This is a genomic window from Pseudomonas sp. IT-P2 (genome assembly GCF_949767575.1).
GTDB classification, from domain to species: Bacteria; Pseudomonadota; Gammaproteobacteria; order Pseudomonadales; family Pseudomonadaceae; genus Aquipseudomonas; species Aquipseudomonas pharyngis.
On record NZ_CATKQA010000022.1, the window covers coordinates 216,795 to 242,663 of the forward strand.

A 25,869-nucleotide genomic window follows, 5' to 3' on the forward strand; every position below is an offset into this window, starting at 1 on the left:
GGTTGAGCGGGATTTTGCCGATGATCCGGAATGAATGAGCGGATTTCCGCTCATTCAGCGTGATCGTTCCCACGCTCTGCGTGGGAATGCAGCCGGGGACGCTCTGCGTCCCAAAGCGGACGCAGAGCGTCCATTGAGGCATTCCCACGCGGAGCGTGGGAACGATCAGTCATCAAACGATCAGTCGGGTACGAACATTTCCCGGGTCAGTCCATGGCGCTGCATCTTTTCATTGAACGTGCGGCGCGGCAGTTGCAGCTCTTCCAGCACGGCTTTCACATCCCCCTTGTGCCGGGTCAAAGCTGCCCGCAGACACTGCGCCTCAAACGCCTCCTGCTGCGCCGCCAGCGACTGGCCCGGATCAATCCCCTGCACCGGTTCATCCAGCCCCAGCACCTGCCGCTCGGCCACGTTCGCCAACTCGCGCACATTACCCGGCCAGTCATGACTCAGCAGGTGACTCAACTGCGCACCACTGAGCGGCGGGAACGTCCGGCCCAACCGCTGGGCGGCGCTCTGGGCGAAGGACTCGAACAACAACGGAATGTCTTCGCGACGATCACGCAGCGGCGGCAGGCGCAATTCGGCGACGTTCAGCCGATACGCCAGGTCTTCACGAAAACGCCCGGCCCGCGCTTCATCCAGCAAATCGGGTTTGGTCGCCGCGACGATCCGCAGGTCCACCCGAATGCTCTGGTTCGACCCCAGCCGCTCCAGTTTCTGTTCCTGCAACACCCGCAGCAGTTTCACCTGCTGGGCCAGCGGCATGCTTTCGATTTCATCGAGAAACAGCGTGCCGCCGTCGGCGTATTCCAGCTTGCCGATGCGCTTGCCCGAGGCCCCGGTGAACGCGCCGCTCTCGTGCCCGAACAACTCGGCTTCGAACAGTTGCTCGGGGATCGCCGCGCAGTTCAGCGCCACGAACGGCTTGTCGGCGCGCGGGCCGAAGTCGTGCAGGCAGCGGGCGACCAGTTCCTTGCCGCTGCCGGTCTCGCCACGGATCAGCACGTTGACCGGCAGCGTCGCCAGGTCCAGCACCTGCCGGCGCAAGGTCTGCAAACCACGGGATACACCGAGCAACGTCGCATCCAGCCTGGCGCGGTTGTCGGCCTGTTCGTGCAGTGCGCGGTTTTCCAGCACCAGCCGACGCTTGTCCAGCGCCCGGCGCAGGCTGCCGAGCAGGGTCTCGGGGCTGAAGGGTTTTTCCAGAAAATCGTAAGCGCCGTCGCGCATCGCTTCGACCGCCATCGGCACATCGCCGTGGCCGGTCAGCAGAATCACCGGCAAATCGGCATCCCGGCGCTGCACCTCGGCCAGCAGCTCAAGACCGCTGAGGCCCGGCATGCGCACATCGCTGACAATCACTCCGGCAAAATGCGCGGGCAGCGCCGCCAGGCATTCCTCGGCGCGGCTGAACAGCTGCACCTCGAACCCGGACAGGCTCAGCCATTGTTCGACGGCACTGCGAATGCTGCTTTCGTCATCGACCACCATCACCGCGTTGAGCATCAGATGTGCGCCTCCAGATCGATCGGCAAGGTCAGGCTGAACACCGCGCCGTTATCGCCATTCTCGGCGCACAGGCGCCCGCCGGATTCATGGACGATGGCAAAGGAAACCGCCAGCCCCAGACCCAACCCGTCACCCACAGGTTTGGTGGTGAAGAACGGATCGAACACCTGGCCCAGATGTTCTTCGGCGATGCCGCCGCCGTTGTCGATGACGTTCAGGCGCCACAGTTGCTCGTCGGCTTCCAGACGGATTTCCAGACGTTTGCACGGTTTGCCCTGCATCGCATCGAGGGCATTGCGCAGCAGATTGATCAACACCTGCTCCAGACGGATCGCATCGCCGCGCACCCATGCCGGACGGGTCAGGTGCAGCACCAGACTGACCTGTTCATCGCGCAGACGCGCATCGAGCAATTGCAGGGCCTGATCGACCACTGTCGCCAGGTCCAGCCGTTCGCGCAAGCCGCTGGGGCTCTTGCGGGCGAAGGTTTTCAGGTGGCCGGTGAGGGCGGCCATGCGCGTGAGCATTTCATCCACCGGTTTGAGCGCCTTGTAGGCGTCATCAACCCGGCCATGATCGAGCAGCAGACGCAGGGTCGCCAGTTGCATGCGCTGGGCGGTCAACGGCTGATTGATTTCGTGGGCCAGCGCGGCGGACATCTGCCCCAGTGCCGCCAGTTTCGCTGATTGCACCAGACCGTCCTGCGCCGTGCGCAAATCCCGGGTGCGTTCCTCGACCAGTTGCTCAAGCTCTTCGCGGCTGCGCTGGCGCATCTTCGCCAGACGCCAGCGCTGGTTGAGGAACAGCAACAGGAACACCAGCGCCAGCCACACTCCGGCGGCGGCGAGCCCGGCATTGCGCTGGTCTTCAAAGGACAGTTGCGGGCGGCGCAGCAGATGCAGGGTCCAGCCTTCGGCGGTCAGCGGGAGCGATTCCCACAGGTAATCCGCCGTGCCTTGCGGGCCTTCGACGCGGCGCAGATCACTGTTGTTATCGAAGCTGCGCAGCGCCAGATGTGTCAGCGGCACCAGCGACTGTTTGTCGTATTGGCGGGTAGTCTTGATCTCGCGGTAATCGGCCGGGCTCAGCGGGTGCAGCAGGCGATAGCGCCAGCCGGGCTGGTTGGCGATGAAGATGATGCCACGCGCATCGCTGACCAGCAGGGTGTCACTGCCCTGGCTCCATTCGCGTTCGAGTTCGGGGAATTCGAGCTTGACCACCATCGCCCCGAGGAACTCGCCGTTGTCGCCGAGCACCGCGCTGGACAGGAAATAACCGGGAATCCCGCTGGTCACGCCGACCGCGTAGAAACGCCCGGTGCCCTGGGTGCGGGTCTGACTGAAATAGGGGCGAAAGCCGTAGTTGTGACCGACGTAACTGCTGGGCAGACGCCAGTTGCTGGCGGCCACCGCGAGGCCGGTGCGGTCGAGCAGTTCAAGGGTCGAGGATTGGGCGGCGCCGTTGATCTTTTCCAGCTTCAGGTTGAGCGCTGCCTGCTGTTCGGCGCTCACGGGACCGGCCAGCGCCGCACGCAGCTGCGGGTCCAGTGCAAGCACGGCGGGCAGGGCGCGATAGCGGTCGATCAGGGTGTGCAGCGAGTTGGCATACAGCGCCAATTGCTGATTGGCCCGAGCCGCGTCTTCTTCCAGCGCCTGGCGCTCGGCGTGGCGGATCGCGAGCGTCGCGGCGAGCGCGGCGCCGGCGATGATCAGCAGGGTGTACAGCATCAGACGCAATGGGCGGGAAGTCGTGAGCATAGGGGTATCAGGCGCTGGACGGGCGAGCACGATAGCACGCACATGTACTGCTTGAGGTGCCGGGCGTGGCGACACGCGATCATGCAGCCCTGATCAGGTTCTGAGTCCGTCTCAGTTGCGCGATAGTGTGTCCCGTGGCGTCCGCCAGACTGGCCATCGAGTCTCCGGGAGCGCTGCCGAACACCTTATTCAGCGGTCGGTAAGTATGGATCGACTCGCGATTGGCGTTTGCGAAATGGTTCTGAAGCTCGCCGAGCGAGGCATTCAACACATTGACCATTCCGTCGATGTTAGCGTCCGCGTTGGCTTTTTTCTCCGGACTCAGTGGCTCTCCCGCCCCGGCGACTTCATGGAGTATCTCGAAAGTGCCCGCGATCGTGCTTAGAGCGGCACTGATCTCACTGGCAAAAGGTGTTTTGGTAATTTTCATGACAACGCTGGCAACGACAGGCCCCACTTCCTTGCCGCCCCGGAGCCAGCCTTTTCTGTTCATGGCAATCATGCCCTGGACGATGGCTCGGAACTTGTTCAGGACGTAAGAACCGTAGTTCATGGTCTTGTACTCGCCTTTTTTCACGATCCGGGCCGAGCTCAGCTTGCTCGACTTGAATTTGACCGAGGCGCTCAGGCCCATCCTTTCCGAGACAAAGTCCAATCCCATGCTTACCGATTTTTTGACGACGAATCCCAGGAAAATGCCCAGCGCTACGCCGACCGGTCCGGCGACACTGCCCATTACCGCGCCGACAGCACCCAGGCCGATACCCGCCCCATAGCTGAGTGTCTGATTACCGAGATGCGTGGCTGTACGAATGGCGGCAGACTTGCCATGCGCTTGCGCAGACTGGTGGTTGAGAATCTGTTGTTCGGCTTCCTGAGCCCTGCGTGTCGTGAGCTCGAGGATCTTTTTATGTCGGTCGACCGCCCGTGACAACGTCATATTGGCTTGATATTGGGCCTGTTTCGCCGCACTCGCAGCCTTTCTGGTATCGCGTTGTTCAGACGTTTCGATAGCCGGGAAGCTGAGCCAGGTCTGTCCGTCGGCATCGACACGGGCTATGGGGTTGTTACCTACGAACGCATACATATTCAATCCATCCACCGCATAGGCCGGATCGGCGCTGATCCAGCGTCCCAGCCACGGTGCGTAGTAGCGGGCGCCGTAGTAGTACAGGCTGGTGGCATCCATTTCCTTGCCTGAATAACGTACGGTTTTGTAACCGACCTCGATGGCGGAACGCTTGGTATAGAACGCTGTTACTCCGAACGGCCGATAGCCTTCCTCGCTGATCAACTGCGCCTGAGCATCCAGCTCCTTGACCGCCGACCCCAAGTGATCGGCCAAGGTGAATCGCAGCTGATCAGCGCCGATGTTCGCCGGATCTTTCTCCCAGTGCAGGCAGCGTGCGCCGCCGGGGCCGATGTCGAGGGTGATGACGTGCAGTTCTTCGCCATTGTCTTTGGTGCGGATTTCCAGTTCCGGCAGATAGCGCACTTCGTGGAAGTGGCTGACTTTCGTAGTGTGGGTCTCGTGGCGTTTGTAGATCCGTTTGCCCAGGCTGTAACCGTAACACTCTTCGTCGTTGGCGCTGCTGCCGTTGCGGTCGACCAGGGTGACTTTTTCCAGTTCACCGTGAAGGTTCCACTGCATGGGCTGGCCGGGTTGCAGGGCCAGCAGATTGCCGGCCGGGTCGAACAGCTTGGCGAATTCAGGTGGTGGATCACCGGGTTTCCAGCGCACGCCATGGTTGCTGGCGGGATCGATGCTCGTCTCGAAGGTATGGTTGGCACCGTCGCGCACATGGGTGGTCTTGACGAGATTGTCGCCAGGACCGTAATCGTAGGTTTCGATGAAATTGCGCCGGTCGTTGGGATCAGTCGGTTGTGGCCGGCCGGGGTTGTCCTTCGGTGGAGCATCGCTGTAACCGGTGGCGCGGATCAGTCGGTACAGCGAGTCGTAGCTGAATTCACGATGGCCATCGACCAACTGGTTGCGAAAAAACGTCGGGATGTAGGCGTGATCGAGAATGCGGGTGATGTTGCCCACCGCGTCGTATTCGTACTCGTAATCCTGAAGTTTTTCCCCAGACGACTTTTTCGCGTAATGGCGATGCAGGCGGCCATCGGCGGCGCGGTAGTTCCAGCGGCTGATGACGCTATTGCCGGCGTGTTGCTCGGTGATCTGTCCGTCGGCGTTGTATTGAGCACTGTTCAACACGGTGTGCCAGTTGAGCTGGCCGTTGGTCTGGAGCCGGGTGTGTATGAGCTGCCCGGCAACGTCATAAGTCGGTTGCTGCTTGTGGCCAGCGGCGTCGATCGTCTCCAGTACCGTGTTCAGCGGGCTGAAAGTGCGTCGGCTGACAAAGGCTTTGTCATCGTGAAAGGTGCGGGTTTCTCGCAGTGCCGGGCCGGTCAGTGCGTAGCTGTGAAACTTCAGCGAGCCCGACGCGTCTTCCAGCTCGATCATCTGTCCGCGCAGGTTGTGACCGGCATCCTCGGTGGCATCGGCGTAAGTCATCTTTTCTACGCCGGCCATCGCGTTTACATCGCGCCTCACCGCCCGCAATTGATCATCGTATGTTGTACGCCAGTGATTGCCTCGCGCATCCCAGCGCTGCTGTTCCTCTCCGGCAAGCCCTGGCAAGATCACACCAAGACCGGCATCGACGCTGTCGATCTTGAGAGGCTGATCACTCAAGCCGAATACATTCACGAGGTTGGGCACGGACAGCCGCGGGTCCTGCTGTTCGACCAGTCGCCCGGCGATGTCGTGGCGCAGGCGGGTGACGAGCGCTTCCACGGGGACGTCGGCGACCGTGCGCAGATAGGCGACCTGGCGCACGGGCAGGCCTCGTCCGTCATTCACGGTGAGCGAAGGGGTGTTTCGGTGGATTGAGCTATCTGCCGCCATTGTTCCACCAGTGGACTACTTTGTTGCTTGGAGCGCGATGGGATAAATTTATGCTCGCATACTGGCGGTACCGTTTGACGGTAGTGCGGGTTTCGTGAAGGCTGTTCAGTGCCTTTTCCCGATATTTTTTTATATCGGATCGACTGACCGCTCTGCTATCGGTTGCCCCCACTTTGCTGAGACCGATATCAATCAAGTAATCCAGATCGTTCGCATAAAATTGCCCGACGCCCATTTCGTTAAATATGGCCTCGGCGATGTCTGCCGCTTGAACAATCGATTTTTCGAGGTTGTCGAGTAACGAGTCATAGGCATCCAACTCTATCGCGGTCAATTGCTGTTCGGCCTTGGTTGCGTCCTTGGCTACGCGCATGAGTTCGAAAATTTCTGATACCCCAGGCAATATCGCACCGCCTCCGGAGTCTCGAACGATGCTGAACAAAGTCCTGATATTCTCCGACCGTTCTTCCCACGTTCCCGGATTGACTGTGAATCTATCAAGTGGTCCGGGAGACGTTCCGCTGCTTTGATCCCGGATAGAGCCAGGTTCCAGATTCGCATGCCTTGGCAAAATCGGTGCGTTCATCTTGAGTGGGGCCATTATTTTTTCGTAAGCCCCAACGGCGCTGTCAGCCGTGAAGTTTCCCAATGACAGCCCTTGCAGTTCGCCAGGAATTGTACTTTCTTTGAACGCATGACCGGTTACTGCCCAGGCAGAGAAGAAACCAACGGTAGCCCGGCCAGCGAGAGAAATGAAGTTTTTGAGTACCTTCAATCGAAACTTTGCCGGCGAAGTCAGATCGCCAAACTGTTGGTTTACCTCGTCCAGGTTCTGTTGCGCAGTGGATAAATAAGCTACTTGGTCATTGATCATCTGACGTTGCTCTGAGGGTTTTCTTTGGGTGCCACCGTTATCGAAATAAGTGATCGGATTGTTCCCGACAAACGCATACCGGTTCAGCCCGTCGTTATCTCCCGCAGGATCGCTGCTGATCCAGCGACACAACCACGGCGCGTAATACCGTGCTCCATAGTCGTACAGACCGGCGATATTCATTTCCTTGCCCGAGTAGCGGATGAACTTGTAATCCACCTCAATCTGCGAACGTGCCGCCAGCGTAGCCATAGCACCGTAGGGGGTGTAGGTCTCCTTGCTGATCATCTGCGCTGAATCATCCAGCTCCATCACAGACGAGCTCAATGAGTCTGTCAGGGAGTAGCGCAGCTGATTGTTGGTGATGCCCACCGGCTGTTTGTCCACCCAGTGCAGACACGTAACGTGTCCGACGCCGGTCGCAACGGTGATGAGATGCAGGAGTTCGCCGTTTTCCTTGCTGCGGACCTGCAGGTTCTGCAAGTAGCGAACGTCCACGAAGTGGCTGACTGTGCCGCTGTAGGTTTCCAGCCGTTTGTGCACGCACACGCCCTGGCTGTATCGATATTGCTCGGTGTCTGGCGGTCCGCTGGCGTGTTCGACCAGGGTTACCGATTGCACCTGATTGCGGCTGTTCCACTGGATTGGCTGGCCCCGCTGCAGGGCTTTCAGGTTGCCGGCGGAATCGAACTCGACGTCGAAGTCCGGAATCCGATCGCCTTCTTCCCATCGCACCGCGCGATTGCTGCCAGGGTCGACGAACATCTGGCGATGGTAGGTGTTGCCGTCGCGGACATGGGTCACGCAGGTCAGGTTTCCGCCTTTGTCCACGTCATAGGTCTGGACATAATTGCGCCGGTCATTGGGATCTGTTGGCTGCGGCAGGCCCGGATTGTCCCTGGGCGGCGCATCGTCATGGCCGGTGGCACGGATCAGACGTGACAGGGAGTCATAATCGAACTCGCTAACGCCGTCGACCCGCTGGTTGCGGAAGTAGGTCGGTGTGTAGGTGTGGTCACGAATGACGGTGATGTTGCCAATCCGGTCGTGACGGTACTCGTCATCCTTGAGAGTCTGCCCCGAAGCTTTTTGCGCGTAGTGCCGACATAGCCGTCCGTTGGCATCGTTGTAAATCCAGTGGCTGGTGACGCCGTTTGCGCTTTGTTGCTCGATGACCTTGCCTTCGGCGTTGTATTGCATGTCATTCAATATGGGCTGCCAGGCTTGCCCGCTGATTTGCAGTTTCACTTTGGTGAGCTGTCCGGCCGCATCGTATGTCGATTGTTGCCGGTGACCACCTGCATCGATGCTCTCGAGCAATGCACCGAGCGGGCTGAACAGCAGCCCGCTGGTGAACGTCCGGGCATCCTCGAAGGTGCGGGTTTCGCTCAATAGCTGGCCGGTCAGTGCGTAGCTTCTGAATTCGACCGTGCCGGCCGGATCTTTCTGCTCGATCAAGTTTCCGCGCAGGTTGTATCGGGGATCGGCAGTCGCGGCGGCATAGCTGTTTTTTTCGATATCCGCTGCGCCATTCTCTTCAAGACTGACCAGACGCAGCTGTGGATCATGACTCATGCGTCGATGATTGCCACGGGCGTCCCAGGTCTGCCGGGGTTCCCCGGCCAGTCCCGGCAGCGTGATGTTCACACCGGCATCGACGTTGATCGTGTTCAACGCCTGCCCGTTCAGTGCAAACACGGTCCGGGTATTGGGCGTGGGCAGGCGCGGGTCGCGTTGCGCCACCGCGCGGCCGGCCACGTCATGCTGTTGGCGGGTGACAAGCGCCTGAACGGGGCCGTCCGCGACCTTGCGCAGGTATTCGACCTGTCTGATGACCTCGCCGCGCGGGCCGATGACAGCCACCGACGGTGTGTTCCGGTGCACGCTGGCGTTCATGGCTTGACCTTCTTCGCCGGTTTGGCAGGCTTCGCAGGCTTGGCCGGTGGCGGTTCTTCCGTGTCGTTGAAGTCATAGCTGAGCGTGAACCACGGGTGCAGGATGTCGAACGCCAGATGGCCCAGCGCATTGATCGTCTGGATCGGCCGGCCCAAGGCGTCGTAGAACATCCGGTCGTGGTAACCGTGCTCGCGCATTGAGCTGTCATTGATGTAGCTATGGGTATCGAGGAAATAGGCGCGATAGACGCGGATGGTTTCGCCTTTGTGGTTGTATTCCACCCGCCCGCTGACTCGCCAGCGCGGATCGGCCGGTGCCGTGCGCGGCTGGCCACGGTCCAGCGCAAGGCTCTTTCCGGGCGTGGCCACAAACGCATCGCCCGGCGGGACGAGTTGTTTGCTTTGCAGCGGGCGGCCGAAGCCGTCGATGTAAGCGATGACCATCTGAATCAATTGCAGCAGATCGGTGTGGTAACGGTCGGCAACCAGGCTGAGGCTGTGTACCGGCTGCCGTGGGCCCGTGCGGATGATTCCGAGCAGGGTCTGTTCGCTGGCCGTGCGTTGTTTTCGCTGGTTCAGCCAGCGCAGGGCCGAGGCGCGGATATGTCCATCGGGCAGAATCAGCCCCTTGGCGATCCATTCCTTTCTTTTGCGCGGCAGCGTTCCGGGCGGCAGCACTGGCATCCAGCTGAACAGGTCGGTGCGCACCACGCTAGCAGCGCACTTCAGCACTTCCTCAGGGTTGGCAAGCGCATATTCGACACTCAGATTCTTCTGTTCGGGGTACTCGGCCAGTGGCTTGAAGCCGGCCGGTTTGCCGTCTTCGGTGCCATGAAAACTGTGCACCATGGGCTGGCCACCCGGCTCATAAAGCACTTCCTGGATGTTGTCGTTGGCGTCCGTGATGCTCAGGGGCTGGAGCGTGTGAGGGTCATGAACGATCGTCGTCGTGCAGCCATCCGGGAGGGTAATGGCAATGGTGAAGAGGTGATAGTCGTCCCAGGTGATGTGCGTCTCGCCATGGCTGGCGGTTTGTTGCACAGCGGTGACGTGGTGGAAACCCGTGGCATCGGTGTAAGTGAAGAATCCGCTTTCGGCCGACCACAGGTTTTTCAGTTTGTCCTCTTCCGAATCTTCTGGGAAAAACAGATTCATCGGCTCATAGCCGATCTTGCGCAGCTCATCCCGAATGACAATCGGGGTATCGGCGTAGGCCTCCAGCGCCTTCTTGTCGAACACGGCCTGTTTCGTCGGTCCTGCCAACGGTGGGTAAAGCATCTCGCCGGCGGCCTTCAGATAGGAATGTTGCGACAGCGAGGTCAGTTCGCGTTCGGCTTTCCACTTGGCGCTGTCTTTATGCCGATCGAAATTTTCGAAACTGATGTCCGCTGCGCGCAAACCGTCCGGCAGATCGCCTTTGGGCAGCTTCATCGCATTACCGCGCTGGCGGCTGGGCAAGCCGAGCAGCCAGTGGCCGTCAGTGATCAGGTTGATGTATTCGGCAAGTGTCTCTCTCAGATAAAAAAATTCCTGTTGCTCATCATGGCTGTCCATCCAGGCGAGCTGTTGATCCTCCTGCTCGAAGGGCGGAGGGTCATTTTTCGTGCGGCGGCGTGCACAGGCCACTGTGAAACCGTGAGTCAGTCGACCGTACTTGTCCCATGCCATGTTGACCACGTGCTGGCAGGTCGGGTCGTTCATGACGCGTTCGTATTGATGGCTGCGGGTTTCCTGCTCGAGCACCTGCAGGCAGGCCGGTTTGCCCACGATTTGCCGAACCCGGTAGCGACACTCGGTCAGGGAAAACAATCGGACGGGCGGGGAGTCATCAGCCTGGGACACTTCGCTGCGCAGCAGTTGTCCGCTGAGGGCACGAGCGATTTCATTTTCTTCGACGGGGTAGGGCTTGCGAATTACGTCAGTGCCTTTTACCGCGTTTAAACGCGAATACACGGTGGCACCCAAGGGGGTGGCCTCTGTATCCAGCTCACAGATGTTCCTGAGTATCGGGTTGATGCATTGGCCGGTATGAAACCAGTGCGTCACGCGCGTCGGCGCCGTATGGCCACTTTCGGCCTTGCCCGGTTCGAGTTCGCTGTCGATCTGACAGACCCGGCCGAAGCCGCGAAACTCGCGTTCGATACCGTCGTAGTAACCCTCGAAGTATTCAAAAAACTGGCTCAGTAGATTGCCGGTGATTTCATCCAGTTGTTGCAGGCACTGGAGCACCATCTGCGGAAACGGCAGCCGACACACCGGTTTTCTGCATGCCTCCAGCTCCGACTGTTTTTCATCCAGCCAGAATTGCGCACTGCTGCGGTGTTTGAGCGTGGCGCTGTAGCCCATGTTGTTGTTGCAGCCGGTAAGCAGGTACGGCCGTTCGCTGGTGAAGTGATACACAAAGTGCTGCGGTTTCATGTGCGGCACGGTCAACAGCAGGCTGGCGCAGCCAATGCCTTGCAGGTCGGCGAAAGTCACCTGGCAGTGGTTGTCGTAGCGCACGCCTCGGGGCCATGGAACGCACACTGACGTCGAAGCCAGACCATTGCCGCCATGGTTGAACCAGATTTCGAAGTGGTCCGAGCACAGGTAAATGAGGGCCGGGGCACCGGAACCGTCCAGATCGGCGATGCGAACCCGGTCGGCATTGAATTCGCCGTAGTCGAACTTCAAACCGCTCAGCTTGAACCCCTCTGCAAACCGACCATGACCCAGGCTGATCCAGCAACGGATTTCATCATGGCGGATCCGGCACAGTTCCATGCCGCTGGCGCCCATCCCGCTGAACGACACCAATTCGTTACGGGCGTCGCTGAACAGCGGCAATCTGTCCGGGGTATGGGGCATATTCTGGCCGTGTGCAAAGCCTTTTTCCCGCAGGTTGGCATAAACCCGGACGCTGTTCGGGCCTATCAGTGCGAGGTCGTCCAGACCGGCGCCGCTCAAGTCGCCCATCTGTGCCAGTTGATGGAAAAACTCCACGGGGAACTGGCTGAACGGTTTGAACAACGACCAGGTGCCGTCCGGACCAAGCGTGTAATACCCACTGCCGCCGGGATGGGCGACGACCCAGTCCAGATGGCCATCACCCGTGAGGTCGGTGAGGATCTGCACCAGCGGTTTGTTGCTGTCGGCGTTCGGAATCAGCGGCAGCAGGGTCCAGGGGCCGTAGACGATTTCGTCCGTGCCGGGAGTGCCACGCAGGGGTTCGCGGTAGTACCAGGCGTTGTCGTATTGGCAGAGAAAACCGGGCAGGCCTTCGCCGTAAAGATCGACGCAATGGTAAGGCTGACCGTCATTGAGGCCTGGCATGTGGTCGAGTGCCAGAAAGGCCTGGGGGAACGTGTTGAGTTCGAATGCGTTGTAGCAGTACTCGATTGGAGGGGAGTGTTTGACGCGGCCCTTATCGTCGTAACTCATGTAATGCGCCGCTGCCAGGTGGTTGTATCGATGCGATGTCGGTTTATGTTCCAGCAATAGACGATTGACCAGCACCCGCTTGGAGCCAATGTTGTTGAACAACAGAGTTTGCTTGCACAGGCGCCGGGTGCCGACTGGAAAACCGTAGCGATGCATGCGAAACGGATCACTGCGCAGCGGCCATTTTTTTCCGTCTGGTTCGTCAAACGGTGGTACGTCATCCAGTTCGACGGAACGTTCGCCATAGTCAATGATCAGGTGAAAAAACCAATCCAGAGTCTCTGGTTTTTCATGTTTGAGGCACAACAGTTCGTCACTGGCGGTCTTGTTGCCATAACAGACCTGACACAGGTAACGCTGGGCCGAATAGTCGAATCGCGGATCAGGGTCTTTATCGTCAGGCTTGTACTTGTAAAAGATGTGCTCACCCAGGGCATTCATGATTTCCACCAGTAACCACACGGCAATGTGGGTCGGGGCGTCAGGATCGTGAATGCACGAATCCAGAGTGTTGCCGTAGCAGTGCTGTGAGCCGTCGGCGTGCAGGACTATCCAGAAGGCGTGGCCGTCGTCACCGGTCCAGAGCTCGTAGCGGGCGAAGGTACTTTCCAGACGAGGGATATAGCGCACCACCGAAAACTTTCTGGCCTGCCGGCCTTTGCCGCGTGTACGGCGGGTCGACTTGATCTTGCCGCGCGTCGTCCGTTCGGGCTGCAGGTCGGTGCCGTCAGCATGCATGACGTCGCCGTCCGTATATTCAGGTACGCCCTTGCTGGTCTTGTGCGAGATGACTGCATACGGCAGATCCCAGCCAAGTCCGTACGTGCTGTTGCCCCCATTGCCGTCATAAACCAGTTGCAACTCGGGAACCAGCGTGCGGCCGGGGGCAGACAGTGATGGCAGCGGCAAGGTGTGAGAGCGCTGCCCGGTCTCACCCATCTCACTCCAACTGCGCCCATTCGTTGCAATGGACGCTGTCTTGGCGATGGACGGAGGAGTGACGAGCGCATCTGCATCAAGGGCCATGGCACCGCAACCTGTAAACGTCGAGGTTCCACGCTAACAGAGGGCATAGGGCGTGACACCTGTCAGATCTGACAGGTGCCGACTGACGGCAGGCGAAAAAAAACCGGGCGGTCATCGCTGACCGCCCGGTTTTTTACAAGCAGATGAAGCGCTTACTGCACTTCCACCGCCAGGCTTTCGCTGATCTTCTGTTGCCAGATCGCAGGACCGGTGATGTGTACCGATTCACCTTTGCTGTCCACCGCTACGGTGACCGGCATGTCCTTGACCTCGAACTCGTAGATCGCTTCCATGCCCAGCTCGGCGAACGCCAGAACCTTGGACTTCTTGATCGCCTGCGCCACCAGGTAAGCGGCACCGCCGACGGCCATCAGGTACACAGCCTTGTTGTCCTTGATCGCGTCGATCGCGGTAGGGCCGCGCTCGGACTTGCCGATCATGCCCAACAGGCCGGTCTGCTCGAGGATCTGACGGGTGAACTTGTCCATCCGCGTGGCGGTGGTCGGGCCCGCCGGGCCAACCACTTCGTCACCGACCGGATCAACCGGGCCGACGTAGTAGATGAAGCGACCTTTCAGATCAACCGGCAGGGTTTCGCCCTTGTTCAGCATCTCGACCATGCGCTTGTGCGCGGCGTCGCGACCGGTGAGCATCTTGCCGTTGAGCAGGACGGTTTCGCCCGGCTTCCAGCTCTGCACGTCTTCCGGGGTCAGAGTGTCGAGGTTGACGCGACGGGCCGACGGGCCGGCTTCCCAGACGATTTCCGGGTAGGCGTCCAGCGGTGGCGCTTCCAGCGAGGCCGGGCCGGAACCGTCGAGCACGAAGTGCGCGTGACGGGTGGCGGCGCAGTTCGGGATCATGCACACCGGCAAGGAGGCGGCGTGGGTCGGGTAATCCATGATCTTCACGTCGAGCACGGTGGTCAGGCCACCGAGACCCTGGGCGCCGATGCCCAGCTGGTTGACCTTCTCGAACAGCTCCAGACGCATTTCTTCGATGCGGTTCTGCGGGCCACGGGCTTTGAGCTCGTGAATGTCGATGGATTCCATCAACACTTCTTTCGCCATGACGGCGGCTTTCTCGGCGGTGCCGCCGATGCCGATGCCCAGCATGCCCGGCGGGCACCAGCCGGCGCCCATGGTCGGAACGGTCTTGAGTACCCAGTCGACGATCGAGTCGGACGGGTTGAGCATGGCCATTTTCGACTTGTTCTCGGAACCGCCGCCCTTGGCCGCCACGTCCACTTCCACGGTGTTACCCGGAACGATGGAGTAGTGGATGACCGCCGGGGTGTTGTCCTTGGTGTTCTTGCGCGCACCGGCCGGGTCGGCCAGGATCGAAGCACGCAGGACGTTTTCCGGCAGGTTGTAGGCGCGGCGCACGCCTTCGTTGATCATGTCGTCCAGGCTCATGGTCGCGCCATCCCAACGCACGTCCATGCCCACCCGCACGAACACGGTCACGATGCCGGTGTCCTGGCAGATCGGCCGGTGGCCGGTGGCGCACATGCGCGAGTTGATCAGGATCTGCGCCATCGAGTCACGGGCCGCTGGCGATTCTTCGCGCAGGTAGGCTTCGTGCATCGCCTGGATGAAGTCCACGGGGTGGTAATAGGAAATGAACTGCAGGGCGTCGGCAACGCTCTGAATCAGGTCGTCTTGCTTGATCACGGTCATGAGTCGCGCTCCTCTAAAAGACGGGAACATTCTTTAAGGGCAGCTGAAAGTCGCGAGCTTCGAGCGGCAAGCTGAAGCAGTGTGTACTGCTTTGAACTTGCCGCTCGAAGCTCGGAGCTCGAAGCTGCCCTTCAGGGTCGGCACGCCGGGGCTGCTGGCGCGACGCTAAAAAGGCGCGGCAGTATACCGCGCCTCGGTGGCGGGCACATCTGCCGGGAGTTATTCGTTGGTCGCATGGCTGCAGGTTTTTGACGCCAAATACCCGGCCCGAAAATCAATGGTCATTTATCGACTACGCCACTAAAGTGGCAGCCGGTCTGTGGAGTAGGACACTCGGTCAGCCTCTTATCGCACGGTGAGTCAACGATTGACCCATAACGCCATTCAACGTCTTTTGCTCAAACGCTTCGCCCTCGCTGCAGCCACCTATGGATTGGCTTTGCTGCTGCTGTGGCTGGCGTATTTCACCGGTCACTACAACGACTCGCTGGCCGGTGTCGCCGTCGGCAGTGCGCTGGTGGTGATCAGCCAGGCGATCCTGTTCGCCCTGTTCTTTTCCGGCTGCAACCTGCGCTTTTCCGACCCTAGCCTGACCGAAGCACAAGTGCTGCTGGGCCTTGGCTGGCAGACGTGGCTGATTGCTCATCTGGAAGAAGCCCGGGGCGAGTTTCTGGTGTTCTATGTGCTGGTCCTGCTGTTCGGCCTGTTCCATCTGTCACAGCGGGCGTTCGTGCGCTGCGCCATGCTGGTGTTCTTCAGCTTCTGCGCCATCACACTGTGGGACGGTTACCACTTGCGGCTGCACGATCCGGCGCTGTCCGCGTTGCAGGCGTGCATTCTGCTGATCGTGCTGGCCTGGCTGGTGATCTACGCGCGCTTCGTCCAGACCTCCCGGCAACGCATGCGCCAGCGGCGGTTTGCCTTGCAGGCGCATCAGGACACTCTGCGCGGGATGATGCGCCAGCTCGAAGACCTGGTGGCCACCGACGAACTGACCGGGCTGTTCAATCGCCGGCATTTCCTGCGCCTGGCCACCCGCGAGCTGAATGCGATGGAGGCCGACGTGGTGCACGGACTGGCGCTGATCGACCTCGACCACTTCAAACGCATCAATGACATTCACGGCCACGCCGCTGGCGATCAGGTATTGCAGGCTTTCGCCGGCGTCGCCGGGGCCTGTCTGCGCGACGGCGACGTGCTGGCGCGTTATGGTGGTGAAGAGTTCGTGGTGCTGCTGCCCGATTGCAACGCCGAGCGCCTGACCGCCTGTTGCGAACGCCTGCGCATCGCCTTCACCGACGTTGAACTGGTGGGCCTGAATGTGAAAAACCTGAGTCTGTCTGCCGGCATGACCCTGCTGGAACTGGGCGATGATCTGGACGAGGCCTTGCAGCGTGCCGATCAGGCGCTGTACCGGGCCAAGCGCGACGGCCGCAATCGCTGCGCGGCGGCGTGGGAGAACGTCGATGCCTGAACTGCGGGTCGGTGATCGACAGTGGTCGGTGGCGGCGGGCAGCAACCTGCTTGATGCCCTCAATCAGAACGGCGTGGCGGTGCCTTATAGCTGTCGCGCCGGCAGTTGCCATGCGTGTCTGGTGCAATGCGTGCAAGGCTTGCCTGCTGACAGTCGCCCCGATGCCCTGAGCGCCGAACAGCGTGATCAGGGCTGGCGGTTGGCCTGTCAGTGCCAGGTGATTGAGGATTTGCAGGTGCATACTTTCGATCCCGTCACCGATGGTCGCCCGGCCACGGTCGAAGCGCTGGACTGGCTCGGCGACAGTGTGTTGCGTCTGCGCCTGACACCCCAGCGGCCGTTGCGCTACAGCGCCGGTCAGCATCTGGTGCTGTGGGCCGGCCACGTTGCGCGGCCGTATTCGCTGGCGAGCCTGCCGGAAGAAGACCGTTTTCTTGAATTCCATCTCGATTGCCGCCAGCCCGGCGAATTCAGCGATGCCGCGCGACGCTTGCAGATCGGCGACCCGATCCGTCTCGGTGAACTGCGTGGCGGCGCCTTGCATTACGACCCGGACTGGCACGACCGGCCGCTGTGGCTGCTGGCTGCCGGCACCGGGCTCGGCCCGTTGTTCGGCGTGTTGCGCGAAGCCTTGCGGCACGATCATCGGGGCGCCATTCGCGTCATTCACCTGGCCCATGATGCCGAAGGGCATTACCTGGCCAAACCCCTTGAGGCACTGGCCGCACAGCGGGACAACCTCAGCGTCGAAGGGTGGACGGCGGCCGAGTTGCCGGCCGCTTTGGCGCAACTGCGCCTTGTCTCCCGGCAAACCCTGGCCTTAGTCTGCGGCTCGACGGCCAGCGTCGACGCGTTTGCCAAGCGTCTGTTCCTGGCCGGACTGCCGCGCAATCAACTGCTGGCCGATGTCTTCCTGAGCCGTGGTTGAACGCTGATTCTTCAGACGCGAGACACACCATGACCGACGCCATCCTGCTGCACCGCGAACGCGGTTTGCTGACCCTGCGCCTCAACCGCCCGGACAAGAAAAACGCCCTGACCCGCGCCATGTACAGCCAGTTGGCCGACGCGCTGAAACAGGCTGACAGCGACCCCGAAATCAACGCCGTGCTGATTACCGGCAGCGCCGAGTGTTTCACCGCCGGCAATGACATCGCCGACTTCATCCAGCAACCGCCGAGCGACCTCGACAGCCCGGTGTTTCACTTCATGCTCAATTTGCTGGAGTGCCGCAAACCGGTAGTCGCCGCCGTGGCCGGGGCGGCGGTGGGGATTGGCACGACGCTGTTGCTGCATTGCGATCTGGTGTACGTGGCGCGGGATGCGCGGCTGCGTATGCCGTTCGTCAATCTCGGTTTGTGCCCGGAGTTCGGTTCCAGCCTGATCCTGCCGCGTTTGCTCGGGCAGGCCAAAGCGTCGGAGTTGCTGCTGCTCGGTGAGGGCTTTACCGGTGAGCAGGCGGCGCAATGGGGGATCGCAACCGAGGCGCTGGGCAGTGGCGAAGCCGCGTTGGCCAAGGCGCGGGAGATGGCGTTGCGGTTTGACGAGTTGCCGGCTGAAGCGGTGCGCATCAGCAAGCAGCTGATGCGCGCGCCGGATCGCGAATTGATTCGCAAGGTGATCGAGGAGGAGGGCGCACTGTTCACCCAGCGGCTGCGCTCGCCGGAGGCGTTGGCGGCGTTGACCGGGTTCATCAAACGCCATTGAGATATCCGCCGACCGCTCCGCGCATCGAACGCGGCCACACTGCGCGCACGGACCGCCGCCGCACTCCGCGCACCGATCGTTCCCACGCTCCGCGCACCGATCGTTCCCACGCTCCGCGTGGGAATGCAGTCCGGGACGCTCCGCGTCCCATGCCGAAGCGGACGCGGAGCGTCCATTGAGGCATTCCCACGCAGAGCGTGGGAACGATCAACAACGATCAGTCTGAAATGAAAAAGCCCCGCCATTCACATGGCGGGGCTTTTCGTTTTCAGCAGCCGGTCACTCAGACCTGCGGGTCGCCCACGTGCAGGATCTTCATGCCATTGGTGCCGCCGGTGGTGTGGTAGCTGTCGCCCTTGGTCAGGATGACCCAGTCGCCTTTCTCCACTACGCCGCGCTTGACCAGTTCGTCGATGGCCTTCTGGCTGACTTCGTGCGGTTCCAGCGAAGCCGGGTCGAACGGTACGGTGTACACGCCACGGAACATTGCTGCGCGAGCCTGGGCTTCACGGTGCGGGGTGAAGCAGTAGATCGGCACCGAGGAGCGGATACGCGACATGATCAGCGGGGTGTAGCCGCTTTCGGTCAGCGCGATGATCGCCTTGACGCCCGGGAAGTGGTTGGCGGTGTACATGGTCGCCAGCGCGATGCTCTCGTCGCAGCGCTCGAATTCCTTGCCGATGCGGTGGCTGGAAGTTTTGCTGGTCGGGTGCTTTTCAGCGCCGACGCAGATGCGCGCCATCGCCTGCACGGCTTCCAGCGGATAAGCGCCGGCAGCGGATTCGGCAGACAGCATCACGGCGTCGGTGTAGTCGAGCACGGCGTTGGCCACGTCGGATACTTCGGCGCGGGTCGGCATCGGGTTCTGGATCATCGACTCCATCATCTGGGTCGCCACGATCACCGCCTTGTTGTGGCGGCGTGCGTGCAGAATGATTTTCTTCTGGATGCCCACCAGTTCAGCGTCGCCGATTTCCACACCCAGGTCACCACGGGCAACCATCACAGCGTCGGAAGCCTTGATCAGACCGTCGAGGGTTTCGTCGTCGGCCACGGCTTCGGCGCGTTCGATCTTCGCCACCAGCCAGGCGGTGCCGCCGGCTTCGTCGCGCAGTTGACGGGCGTAGTTCATGTCGGCAGCGTCACGCGGGAAGGACACGGCGAGGTAGTCGACTTCCATTTCAGCGGCGAGCTTGATGTCGGCCTTGTCTTTTTCAGTCAGGGCCGGAGCGGTCAGGCCACCACCGCGACGGTTGATGCCTTTGTGGTCGGACAGCGGGCCGCCGATGGTCACGACGCAGTTCAGCTCGGTCGCGGTGGCGGTTTCAACGCGCATGACCACGCGGCCGTCGTCGAGCAGCAGCTCGTCGCCCACGCCGCAGTCCTTGACCAGGTCCGGGTAGTCGATGCCGACCACTTGCTGGTTGCCTTCGGTCAGCGGATGGCTGGTGGAGAAGGTGAACTGGTCACCGATCTTCAGCTCGATGCGCTTGTTGGCGAATTTGGCGATACGGATTTTCGGGCCTTGCAGGTCACCCAGCAGGGCGACGAAGCGGCCGTGCTTGGCAGCGAGGTCACGCACCAGCTTCGCGCGAGCCTTGTGCTCGTCGGGGGTGCCGTGGGAGAAGTTCAGACGGGCGACGTCCAGGCCAGCCAGAATCAGCTGTTCGAGAACTTCCGGCGAGTTACTGGCCGGGCCAAGGGTAGCGACGATTTTGGTACGACGGACGGACATGCAAAGACTCCTCAGGTTCAAGCGCCAGCGAAGGCTACTATGCTCGAAGGGTGTAGTCATTGTTCGTTTGCACTACTTATTGGTTTCTTTATTGAAACGAACATTTTTGAACATTCGGCCGGCGTAGGCCTACCGCTCGTCGAGACTGTTATTTCTAACAGGTGGCGTGCATTTTTCGGATCGATATAAGAAGACCGAACTCGTCAATGGTTGACGAGCCCATGAGGTGATGGATATGAGCGCAGCCAACAGTTCACCGGTAACACCGGTGGTAGATGTTCCGCAAGATGGCAGCAAAACGGGGCTCTTCGTTAGATTCGAAGGCACGGGAACTCCTGGAAACTCTGTGCGTGTTTACAGCACGAAGGATTCCTTGAATCCATTATTTTCACAGGTAGTCAGCCCGTTGGGTTCGTGGCTGAACCATCAGGACTTTTCCTCATTGAGTTTTTATGCGGTCGAAGTGTCAGCTGACGGAAAGGATATTTCGCCTCCCTCACCCATCGTGAACATCTCGCTGACGTAAATCTCGTTGAGCACCCAACATGGCGCCGAGCCTCAGCCCTCGGCGACCATTACACTGCAATGGTGATTGAAGATTTTGTGCAAGGGGTCGATACAGAGCACAAGACAGGAGAACCCCCATGCGATTCGTGCCCATTGCCGCCCTTGCCCTCAGCGTCCTCGCCGCTTCGGGCTGCACCCGTTGGTCGATGAACCATCATTTGAACAACGCCTACAGCGCCTATGACCGGGGCAATTGCGAGCAGGTGATGCTTGAACTGTCCAAGGTCGAACGCGCCAGCCGCGCCCGCCCTTATGTGTGGCCGGAAGTGTCGATGATGCGCGGCCAGTGCCTCGAGCGGCAGAAAATGTTCGTCGATGCGGCGCAGACCTATCAGTTCATCATCGCCTCGTACCCTGACAGCGAATACGCCTACCGCGCCCGCGCACGTCTGGAAACCCTGCAGAGCCTGGGTCACTACCCGACTCGCAGTGCCGCCGCCGTGGTGCGTCCAACCCGGTTCTGATGGCGGTCGTCATACAAAGTCTGGCTGGTTGTACAAGGTGAGCTATAGTCCAAGGACACCGGTTTAGAGCCAGAACTCCAGATCGGCGCAACACCTGCGACTGGCATGTGAAGTACGTGGCAAGCGCCACACCGGGAGCGGGGAGAGCGGGCCTGAAGATCAGGTTCGTTCCGAAGCACAATGCGGCCCGGGCATCGGGCCATGCATGGCGATACGTTCATGTTTACCGACCGTCGAATCGAACGGCACCAGCTGCCGTATTTTCTGCGAGTGTTCAACAGCGTCACCGATAAACCCGTCGGGTTTCTGGGCAACGTCTCTGAAGACGGTTTGATGCTTATCAGCCAGTTGCCGATGATGATCGGTGCGGAATTCAATCTGCGCCTGAAAATTCCCCTGGGGGAGGGCCGCCAGCAGGTCATCGACCTGACGGCGTGCTGTCTGTGGTGCCACGAAGACGCGACCCCTCAGCATTACGACGCCGGCTTCAGCCTGTACCGCACGCCGCCCGAGTATGGGCAACTGGTCGAAGCGTTGAAGCAGTACTTCAGCTTTCAGCCGCTGCCGGCCTCGGCCTGACTCGAAACCTTCAAAAACATCGTCGGAACGCCGCCCGGAGCAAGCCCGCTCCCACAGTTCCTGCGGCAGTCACAATTTTTTGTGAATGACACGAAACCCTGTGGGAGCGGGCTTGCCCGCGAAGGCGCCAGTACTGACACCGTCTATTTGACGGCTGGCTAGCCGATAGCAATCGCCCGCTCGTTATCCAGCGTCCTCTCCGCCAGCAGCAATCCCATCTCGCTCAACTGATAGATCGCCATCGCCAGGTGCCGCGGCTTGTCGTCCAGGCTGTCCGCCAGATCCAGCAGCAGGATGCTGACCGAGGAAAAGGTCTCGTAGGTCTGGATGGCAATCGCTTCGGGGTTGATCTCGGGATCGACCTTGAACATCTGCATGCCGCGATCGACGGAGTTGCGTGGTTTTTCAGGTTTGGGATTGAGGTAGAAGTCGAGAGCCTTGTGGGCGGCGTCGTGGAGTTTTTTCGAGTCGTTGGAGGTGTAGGGGGAGACCGGGTCGGATTGATCGGTCGGGTCCTTTGGATCGGTGTCCAGCGGTGGATTTGGAGTTGCTTTGAACATGCCTAACTTCCTTTTAAGTTGGGCCGCCACCTCGTCGCGACTAAACGAGGGGGTGGCAGCTGTAAGCAGGTTAGTCGACCGGGGAAGTAAGGCTTTTTCCGGCGCGTCCGAGGACGCCCTGCTCACAGCCACCATCGAGTGCGGGGATAGGGAGTACCCGACTTTATGGCGCGTTTGCAAACCTTACCTTACCCCGGGCGACTAAACCCGGCCGCTGATTGGCAGCGACGGGAGTCAAGTTACGGGGCAACGCCAAGGCGCACAAGCCGGCGGATTCTGAGGGATTTGTAGGCAATGGCACAAGGTGTCGTAGCCCGCTGTTACGACTTGCAGGACGCTGCCGGACCGGGTTGTGGGAAGAGTTACCGTTTGTCGGGACTGTCAGATCTGTCAGGTGTGGGAGTACAAAAAGTTGCCATTAATGAGTGAGCCAATTTTTCGCATGCACCGGCACCTTCCTGAACCGTGTTGGAGAAGATCATGGATACCGACGACGAAAAAGATGTTCCTGACAGCGGGGTGGAACCAAAGAGCAAGGACGACGATGATTTCGAATCCTCGGGACCCGATGAAAACCGACTGTTTGTCGCCAAAACGTTGAGGGCCGAGAAGTCAGGACTCTGGGCAGAGCTTAAAGTCGAATATTTTTGGAATGCCAATGGCACCTCGTTTGATTGCCGAGCAAAACAATATCGTGCCAAGAACGGCGGTACTAGCGGCAGGCTTTGGTTTTCTCTCTACCAGAGCCCTCCAGGATCGACTGAAGGTTACTCAACGAATCAGAATGCTTCACAGAATGGCAGCTGGATGAATTTGAACTTGGGAGCCGATATACCCATTAGCACACGGAAAGCGCGAATAGGTTTTACTTTTACTTATCGGGATACATCGTCCGGGATTGAAATTCCAGTCGATTTGGAAACTGCCGAATATATTACTTGGACACCTCCAACTCCACCCCCGACACCGGTGATTGGCTCCCGGAACTTCGCTAATTCAACATTTGATGTCACTGGAACGCAAGGTCTTGCCGGGGCCCTTATGGTACTTGATCACGGAGGTGGAACGTTGGCAGCGCGCGTTCAGCCAACCGGCGGAGAATGGTTAGTGCCGCTGACTGTTGCGGACAACAGAAACTCTCAGAAGATGGTGGCGTATCAGCAAGTTGAAGGTGTAAATTCGCCTCGTAGTGAGTTGACATACATGTATCGAGCAAAACTGACCTACCCAACGGCTGGAGCCGTGGTGCCAATGAAGGACCTTGTCTATAAAGCCATCGGTGCACCAGGGTCGGCAATGCTCGCATTGAATGCTTCGAATATTTATGAAAGTTGGGCAAATCGAGATCTAATTGATCCGTCCGGATTATGGGCAGGCCCCTCTATCAAAGTCTTGCCCTCTGGCGACGCAGTGGTAAAAGTCCGTTTCTACGACGATCCAGCCAACAATCGCTATGGCTACACCGAGTCAGTTGCATTCAAAGTACTGGGCTATCCGCGAATTACTCTCCCCACAGCGGCTTCGACTCAGAACCCAAACTTTGATCTCAGTGGCGATAATGGTTTGGCTCAAAGTAAGGTCGCTGCCTATTACGATCTGACGAACGATTCTGTCGGTGAAAGTCAGGTGAGAAGTGACGGTACCTGGACCATACCTGTGACAGTCAGATCGGGTCCGGTTTCATTGGTGGTCGAACAATCTTTTGGAGGCAAGAGTTCCGGACGCGGTAATTTGCGCACGTTCAAGATACCCCCTCCAACACCGACCAAACTGACGGTACAGGTCGATGCCCAAAGCAATGTGACCCTCGGAGGTGTCGGATATATCGGGGCGACGTTCCATCTCTACGTTCAGAGCAACATGACGGCTTTCCACTCTTTTCCCGTAACAACTTCGCCCTGGACGGTTCTCTTTCCTGATTGGTTGCCGGGTGATTCGCTGATCGGCGGTCGACAAAGTCTGCTCGACACTACAGGGCAGCCGATCTATTCGGATTGGGCGCCGGAGAACACCCGGGTCGTGGTGCCTGTTCCCCCTCCGACCTTGACTTTCAGCGTCAGCCCGGACGGCATTCCCAGGTTCTCCGGTACGGGCAGGAACTGGTCCGATCAACCGCGCTCCCTTGTAGAGGTCCGGTTGGTAGGCGGCAGTTCTGCGAACGTGCCAATCGCCGAGGTTGGCACGGATACGCGATGGTCCGCCACGGCAACCGCACGCTGGGCTCCCGGTACGTATGCGATTACGGCCATTCAGTGTTTCAAGGCGCTGCAATCAGAACCGGTTTATCCTGTTTCCGTGGTCATCCCCGCGCCCCTTGCCGTTATCGAAAAAGTGATCCCGAAGGGTTTGTTTGCAGAGGTCGTTGGCCAATGCTGGCGGGGAGCCGAGTTGACGATCACGTTCAGCGACAATCCTGCCTTACATACGGTTGTGGATACGGACGAAAACGGGCAGTGGGAGTTCCAGCGCTCCACGGCGTTTCGCCCCGGCAGGCACACGGTCTCAGTCAAGCAGACTTTCGGTGGGGAAACCTCCAACCCGGTGTCCATGCCCTTCGAGATAGCGGTGAGCGTACCGGTAATCAATCCGCCACCCGGTGGGCAGACGGATCATTTGCCGGTGTTGCACGGCACCGGCGGGATCGACGGTTTCACGATCATGGTTTTCGATTACGTGACTCGAGAGCCGCTGGGAGAGGCGATCGCAACAGGGGATGTCTGGTCGGTACCGCTCAAGGAACTCGACTATCTGACATACGCCGTTTTCGCCATACAGGTGCAGGGTGACCTGCGATCGCCACCCAGTAATCCGGTCGATTTCACAGTGGTGTTGTTTGCACCAAGGATCACCTTTCCAGAAACAGGCAAATCGGTCCCCCAGACATTTACGGTAGAAGGCTCTGCCAGAGCGGGAAATGGATTCGACCGGACTGAGGTCAATGTGTACGTCGACGGCGTTCCCCATCCTGTTTATCCGCATTTTGACGATGGATATTTCAACAAGGTTTTCACACTGCCTTTGGGGTCATGCGTACTGAACGCCAAGCAGTACTTCAAGGATCAGGAGTCGCCGCTTGGCCAGGATGTAGTTGTCACTGTTGTTCCTGACATGGCACTCATTGAAACACCAGGCACCGATGAGGGTGTCGGACAGATTGTGGTGGTCTGTGGATTCGGATATCCGGGATATATAGTCGTGGTTGCCTTGCCTGATGGTACGGAGTTGGGGCAGACCGAGGTTCAGGAGGACGGGACGTGGTGCTGTCAGGTCGAGCTTCCTGGAACCGGCACCGAGTTTTCAATCGTTACCGAGCAGCGCCAGGGCGAATTCCGCTCGGGTTGGTCTGATCCCAGATCCGTGCAGCGACTTGAGGCCGCACCCACATTCAATGAACCGTCAGAGGGCGAATGGAAGAGCGCAACACCCGAATTTGCGGGCGGTGCTCGGGCGGGCTCGAAGGTTGATGTGGTCGCCTGGTACGACCCCGACAAGAAACATGTCAACGCTCTTGTGACCGACGGTGAACATTGGGCCGGTGTATCCGAGCGAAATCTGCCTGGCGGCCCGCACTGGGCACGTGCCGTGCAGGTCGTGGGTGGAAAACGCTCCATGCCCGCTGACAGCAAACGATTCGAAATATCTGACGAGCCGTCAAGCCTTCATCCGAACCCCGAGTGATCCGACCAATGGTCGCGTCTACTGTCAGTTCTGA

At 59.7% G+C, this 25,869-nt stretch carries 15 protein-coding genes; 7 read left to right on the forward strand and 8 right to left on the reverse strand.

The genetic code is table 11. The features are described 5' to 3' along the window. Positions 1–180: 180 nt before the first annotated feature. From ACM6JM_RS13650 to ACM6JM_RS13675, 6 genes are all read right to left on the reverse strand, one after another. Positions 181–1,509 (reverse strand): sigma-54-dependent transcriptional regulator, encoded by a 1,329-nt coding sequence (locus ACM6JM_RS13650; RefSeq protein WP_221533569.1) that lies wholly within the window; start codon positions 1,507–1,509, stop codon positions 181–183. Beyond that, positions 1,509–3,269 carry a sensor histidine kinase gene (locus tag ACM6JM_RS13655; RefSeq protein WP_039765929.1) on the reverse strand — a complete coding sequence of 587 codons (1,761 nt, stop codon included), beginning with the start codon at positions 3,267–3,269 and terminating at the stop codon, positions 1,509–1,511. Before ACM6JM_RS13655 ends, ACM6JM_RS13650 begins: the two co-directional genes overlap by 1 nt. 79 nt (positions 3,270–3,348) lie before the next feature. Continuing rightward, positions 3,349–6,111 carry an RHS repeat domain-containing protein gene (locus ACM6JM_RS13660; RefSeq protein WP_256587093.1) on the reverse strand — a complete coding sequence of 921 codons (2,763 nt, stop codon included), beginning with the start codon at positions 6,109–6,111 and terminating at the stop codon, positions 3,349–3,351. Positions 6,112–6,166: 55 nt separating this feature from the next. Further along, positions 6,167–8,950 carry an RHS repeat-associated core domain-containing protein gene (locus ACM6JM_RS13665; protein WP_414882065.1) on the reverse strand — a complete coding sequence of 928 codons (2,784 nt, stop codon included), beginning with the start codon at positions 8,948–8,950 and terminating at the stop codon, positions 6,167–6,169. Continuing rightward, complete coding sequence (locus ACM6JM_RS13670; RefSeq protein ID WP_414882067.1) at positions 8,947–13,308, reverse strand: SpvB/TcaC N-terminal domain-containing protein; 4,362 nt, start codon at positions 13,306–13,308, stop codon at positions 8,947–8,949. The genes ACM6JM_RS13665 and ACM6JM_RS13670 overlap by 4 nt, the downstream gene beginning before the upstream one ends. 239 nt (positions 13,309–13,547) lie before the next feature. Continuing rightward, entirely contained in the window at positions 13,548–15,071 is a 1,524-nt protein-coding gene (locus tag ACM6JM_RS13675) for a fumarate hydratase (RefSeq protein WP_007960181.1), read from the reverse strand. A 367-nt stretch (positions 15,072–15,438) separates the two neighbouring features. On the opposite strand from ACM6JM_RS13675, the gene ACM6JM_RS13680 reads away from it, so the two are divergent. The 3 genes from ACM6JM_RS13680 to ACM6JM_RS13690 are packed head-to-tail and all read left to right on the forward strand — an operon-like array spanning position 15,439 to position 18,252. Further along, positions 15,439–16,545, forward strand: a complete 1,107-nt coding sequence (locus ACM6JM_RS13680; RefSeq protein WP_039765933.1) for a sensor domain-containing diguanylate cyclase — start codon at positions 15,439–15,441, stop codon at positions 16,543–16,545. Then, positions 16,538–17,473 (forward strand): iron-sulfur-binding ferredoxin reductase, encoded by a 936-nt coding sequence (locus tag ACM6JM_RS13685; protein ID WP_414882068.1) that lies wholly within the window; start codon positions 16,538–16,540, stop codon positions 17,471–17,473. The genes ACM6JM_RS13680 and ACM6JM_RS13685 overlap by 8 nt, the downstream gene beginning before the upstream one ends. A gap of 29 nt (positions 17,474–17,502) precedes the next feature. After that, positions 17,503–18,252, forward strand: a complete 750-nt coding sequence (locus tag ACM6JM_RS13690; RefSeq protein ID WP_039765938.1) for an enoyl-CoA hydratase-related protein — start codon at positions 17,503–17,505, stop codon at positions 18,250–18,252. A 283-nt stretch (positions 18,253–18,535) separates the two neighbouring features. Here ACM6JM_RS13690 and pyk read toward each other — a convergent pair whose 3' ends face one another. Continuing rightward, positions 18,536–19,987 carry a pyruvate kinase gene (gene pyk, locus ACM6JM_RS13695; RefSeq protein ID WP_039765940.1) on the reverse strand — a complete coding sequence of 484 codons (1,452 nt, stop codon included), beginning with the start codon at positions 19,985–19,987 and terminating at the stop codon, positions 18,536–18,538. 235 nt (positions 19,988–20,222) lie between these two features. Here pyk and ACM6JM_RS13700 point away from each other — a divergent pair, with 235 nt between their 5' ends. From ACM6JM_RS13700 to ACM6JM_RS13710, 3 genes are all read left to right on the forward strand, one after another. Continuing rightward, the gene (locus ACM6JM_RS13700) at positions 20,223–20,513 is read left to right on the forward strand and encodes a hypothetical protein (protein WP_134334336.1); all 291 of its coding nucleotides are present in this window, start codon (positions 20,223–20,225) and stop codon (positions 20,511–20,513) included. Between the two features lie 118 nt (positions 20,514–20,631). Beyond that, positions 20,632–21,018 (forward strand): tetratricopeptide repeat protein, encoded by a 387-nt coding sequence (locus tag ACM6JM_RS13705; RefSeq protein WP_039765946.1) that lies wholly within the window; start codon positions 20,632–20,634, stop codon positions 21,016–21,018. Positions 21,019–21,237: 219 nt separating this feature from the next. Continuing rightward, positions 21,238–21,597: a PilZ domain-containing protein gene (locus ACM6JM_RS13710; protein ID WP_039766204.1), complete on the forward strand. Its 360-nt coding sequence runs from the start codon at positions 21,238–21,240 to the stop codon at positions 21,595–21,597. 158 nt (positions 21,598–21,755) lie between these two features. On the opposite strand, the gene ACM6JM_RS13715 is transcribed toward ACM6JM_RS13710, so the two are convergent. Next, on the reverse strand, positions 21,756–22,157 hold the full coding sequence (locus ACM6JM_RS13715; RefSeq protein WP_074688389.1) for a DUF6124 family protein: 402 nt from the start codon (positions 22,155–22,157) through the stop codon (positions 21,756–21,758). Between the two features lie 480 nt (positions 22,158–22,637). Here ACM6JM_RS13715 and ACM6JM_RS13720 point away from each other — a divergent pair, with 480 nt between their 5' ends. After that, complete coding sequence (locus ACM6JM_RS13720; RefSeq protein WP_146040498.1) at positions 22,638–25,835, forward strand: hypothetical protein; 3,198 nt, start codon at positions 22,638–22,640, stop codon at positions 25,833–25,835. The last annotated feature ends 34 nt before the right edge of the window (positions 25,836–25,869 follow it).

Excerpts from the sequence above, each read along its gene's own strand:
- ACM6JM_RS13705 (WP_039765946.1), top strand. The coding sequence starts at position 20,632 with ATGCGATTCGTGCCCATTGCCGCCCTTGCCCTCAGCGTCCTCGCCGCT.
- ACM6JM_RS13720 (WP_146040498.1), top strand. The coding sequence starts at position 22,638 with ATGGATACCGACGACGAAAAAGATGTTCCTGACAGCGGGGTGGAACCA.
- ACM6JM_RS13710 (WP_039766204.1), top strand. The coding sequence starts at position 21,238 with ATGTTTACCGACCGTCGAATCGAACGGCACCAGCTGCCGTATTTTCTG.
- ACM6JM_RS13650 (WP_221533569.1), bottom strand. The coding sequence starts at position 1,509 with ATGCTCAACGCGGTGATGGTGGTCGATGACGAAAGCAGCATTCGCAGT.
- ACM6JM_RS13685 (WP_414882068.1), top strand. The coding sequence starts at position 16,538 with ATGCCTGAACTGCGGGTCGGTGATCGACAGTGGTCGGTGGCGGCGGGC.
- ACM6JM_RS13675 (WP_007960181.1), bottom strand. The coding sequence starts at position 15,071 with ATGACCGTGATCAAGCAAGACGACCTGATTCAGAGCGTTGCCGACGCC.
- pyk (WP_039765940.1), bottom strand. The coding sequence starts at position 19,987 with ATGTCCGTCCGTCGTACCAAAATCGTCGCTACCCTTGGCCCGGCCAGT.
- ACM6JM_RS13670 (WP_414882067.1), bottom strand. The coding sequence starts at position 13,308 with ATGGGTGAGACCGGGCAGCGCTCTCACACCTTGCCGCTGCCATCACTG.
- ACM6JM_RS13690 (WP_039765938.1), top strand. The coding sequence starts at position 17,503 with ATGACCGACGCCATCCTGCTGCACCGCGAACGCGGTTTGCTGACCCTG.
- ACM6JM_RS13715 (WP_074688389.1), bottom strand. The coding sequence starts at position 22,157 with ATGTTCAAAGCAACTCCAAATCCACCGCTGGACACCGATCCAAAGGAC.
- ACM6JM_RS13655 (WP_039765929.1), bottom strand. The coding sequence starts at position 3,269 with ATGCTCACGACTTCCCGCCCATTGCGTCTGATGCTGTACACCCTGCTG.
- ACM6JM_RS13700 (WP_134334336.1), top strand. The coding sequence starts at position 20,223 with ATGAGCGCAGCCAACAGTTCACCGGTAACACCGGTGGTAGATGTTCCG.
- ACM6JM_RS13665 (WP_414882065.1), bottom strand. The coding sequence starts at position 8,950 with ATGAACGCCAGCGTGCACCGGAACACACCGTCGGTGGCTGTCATCGGC.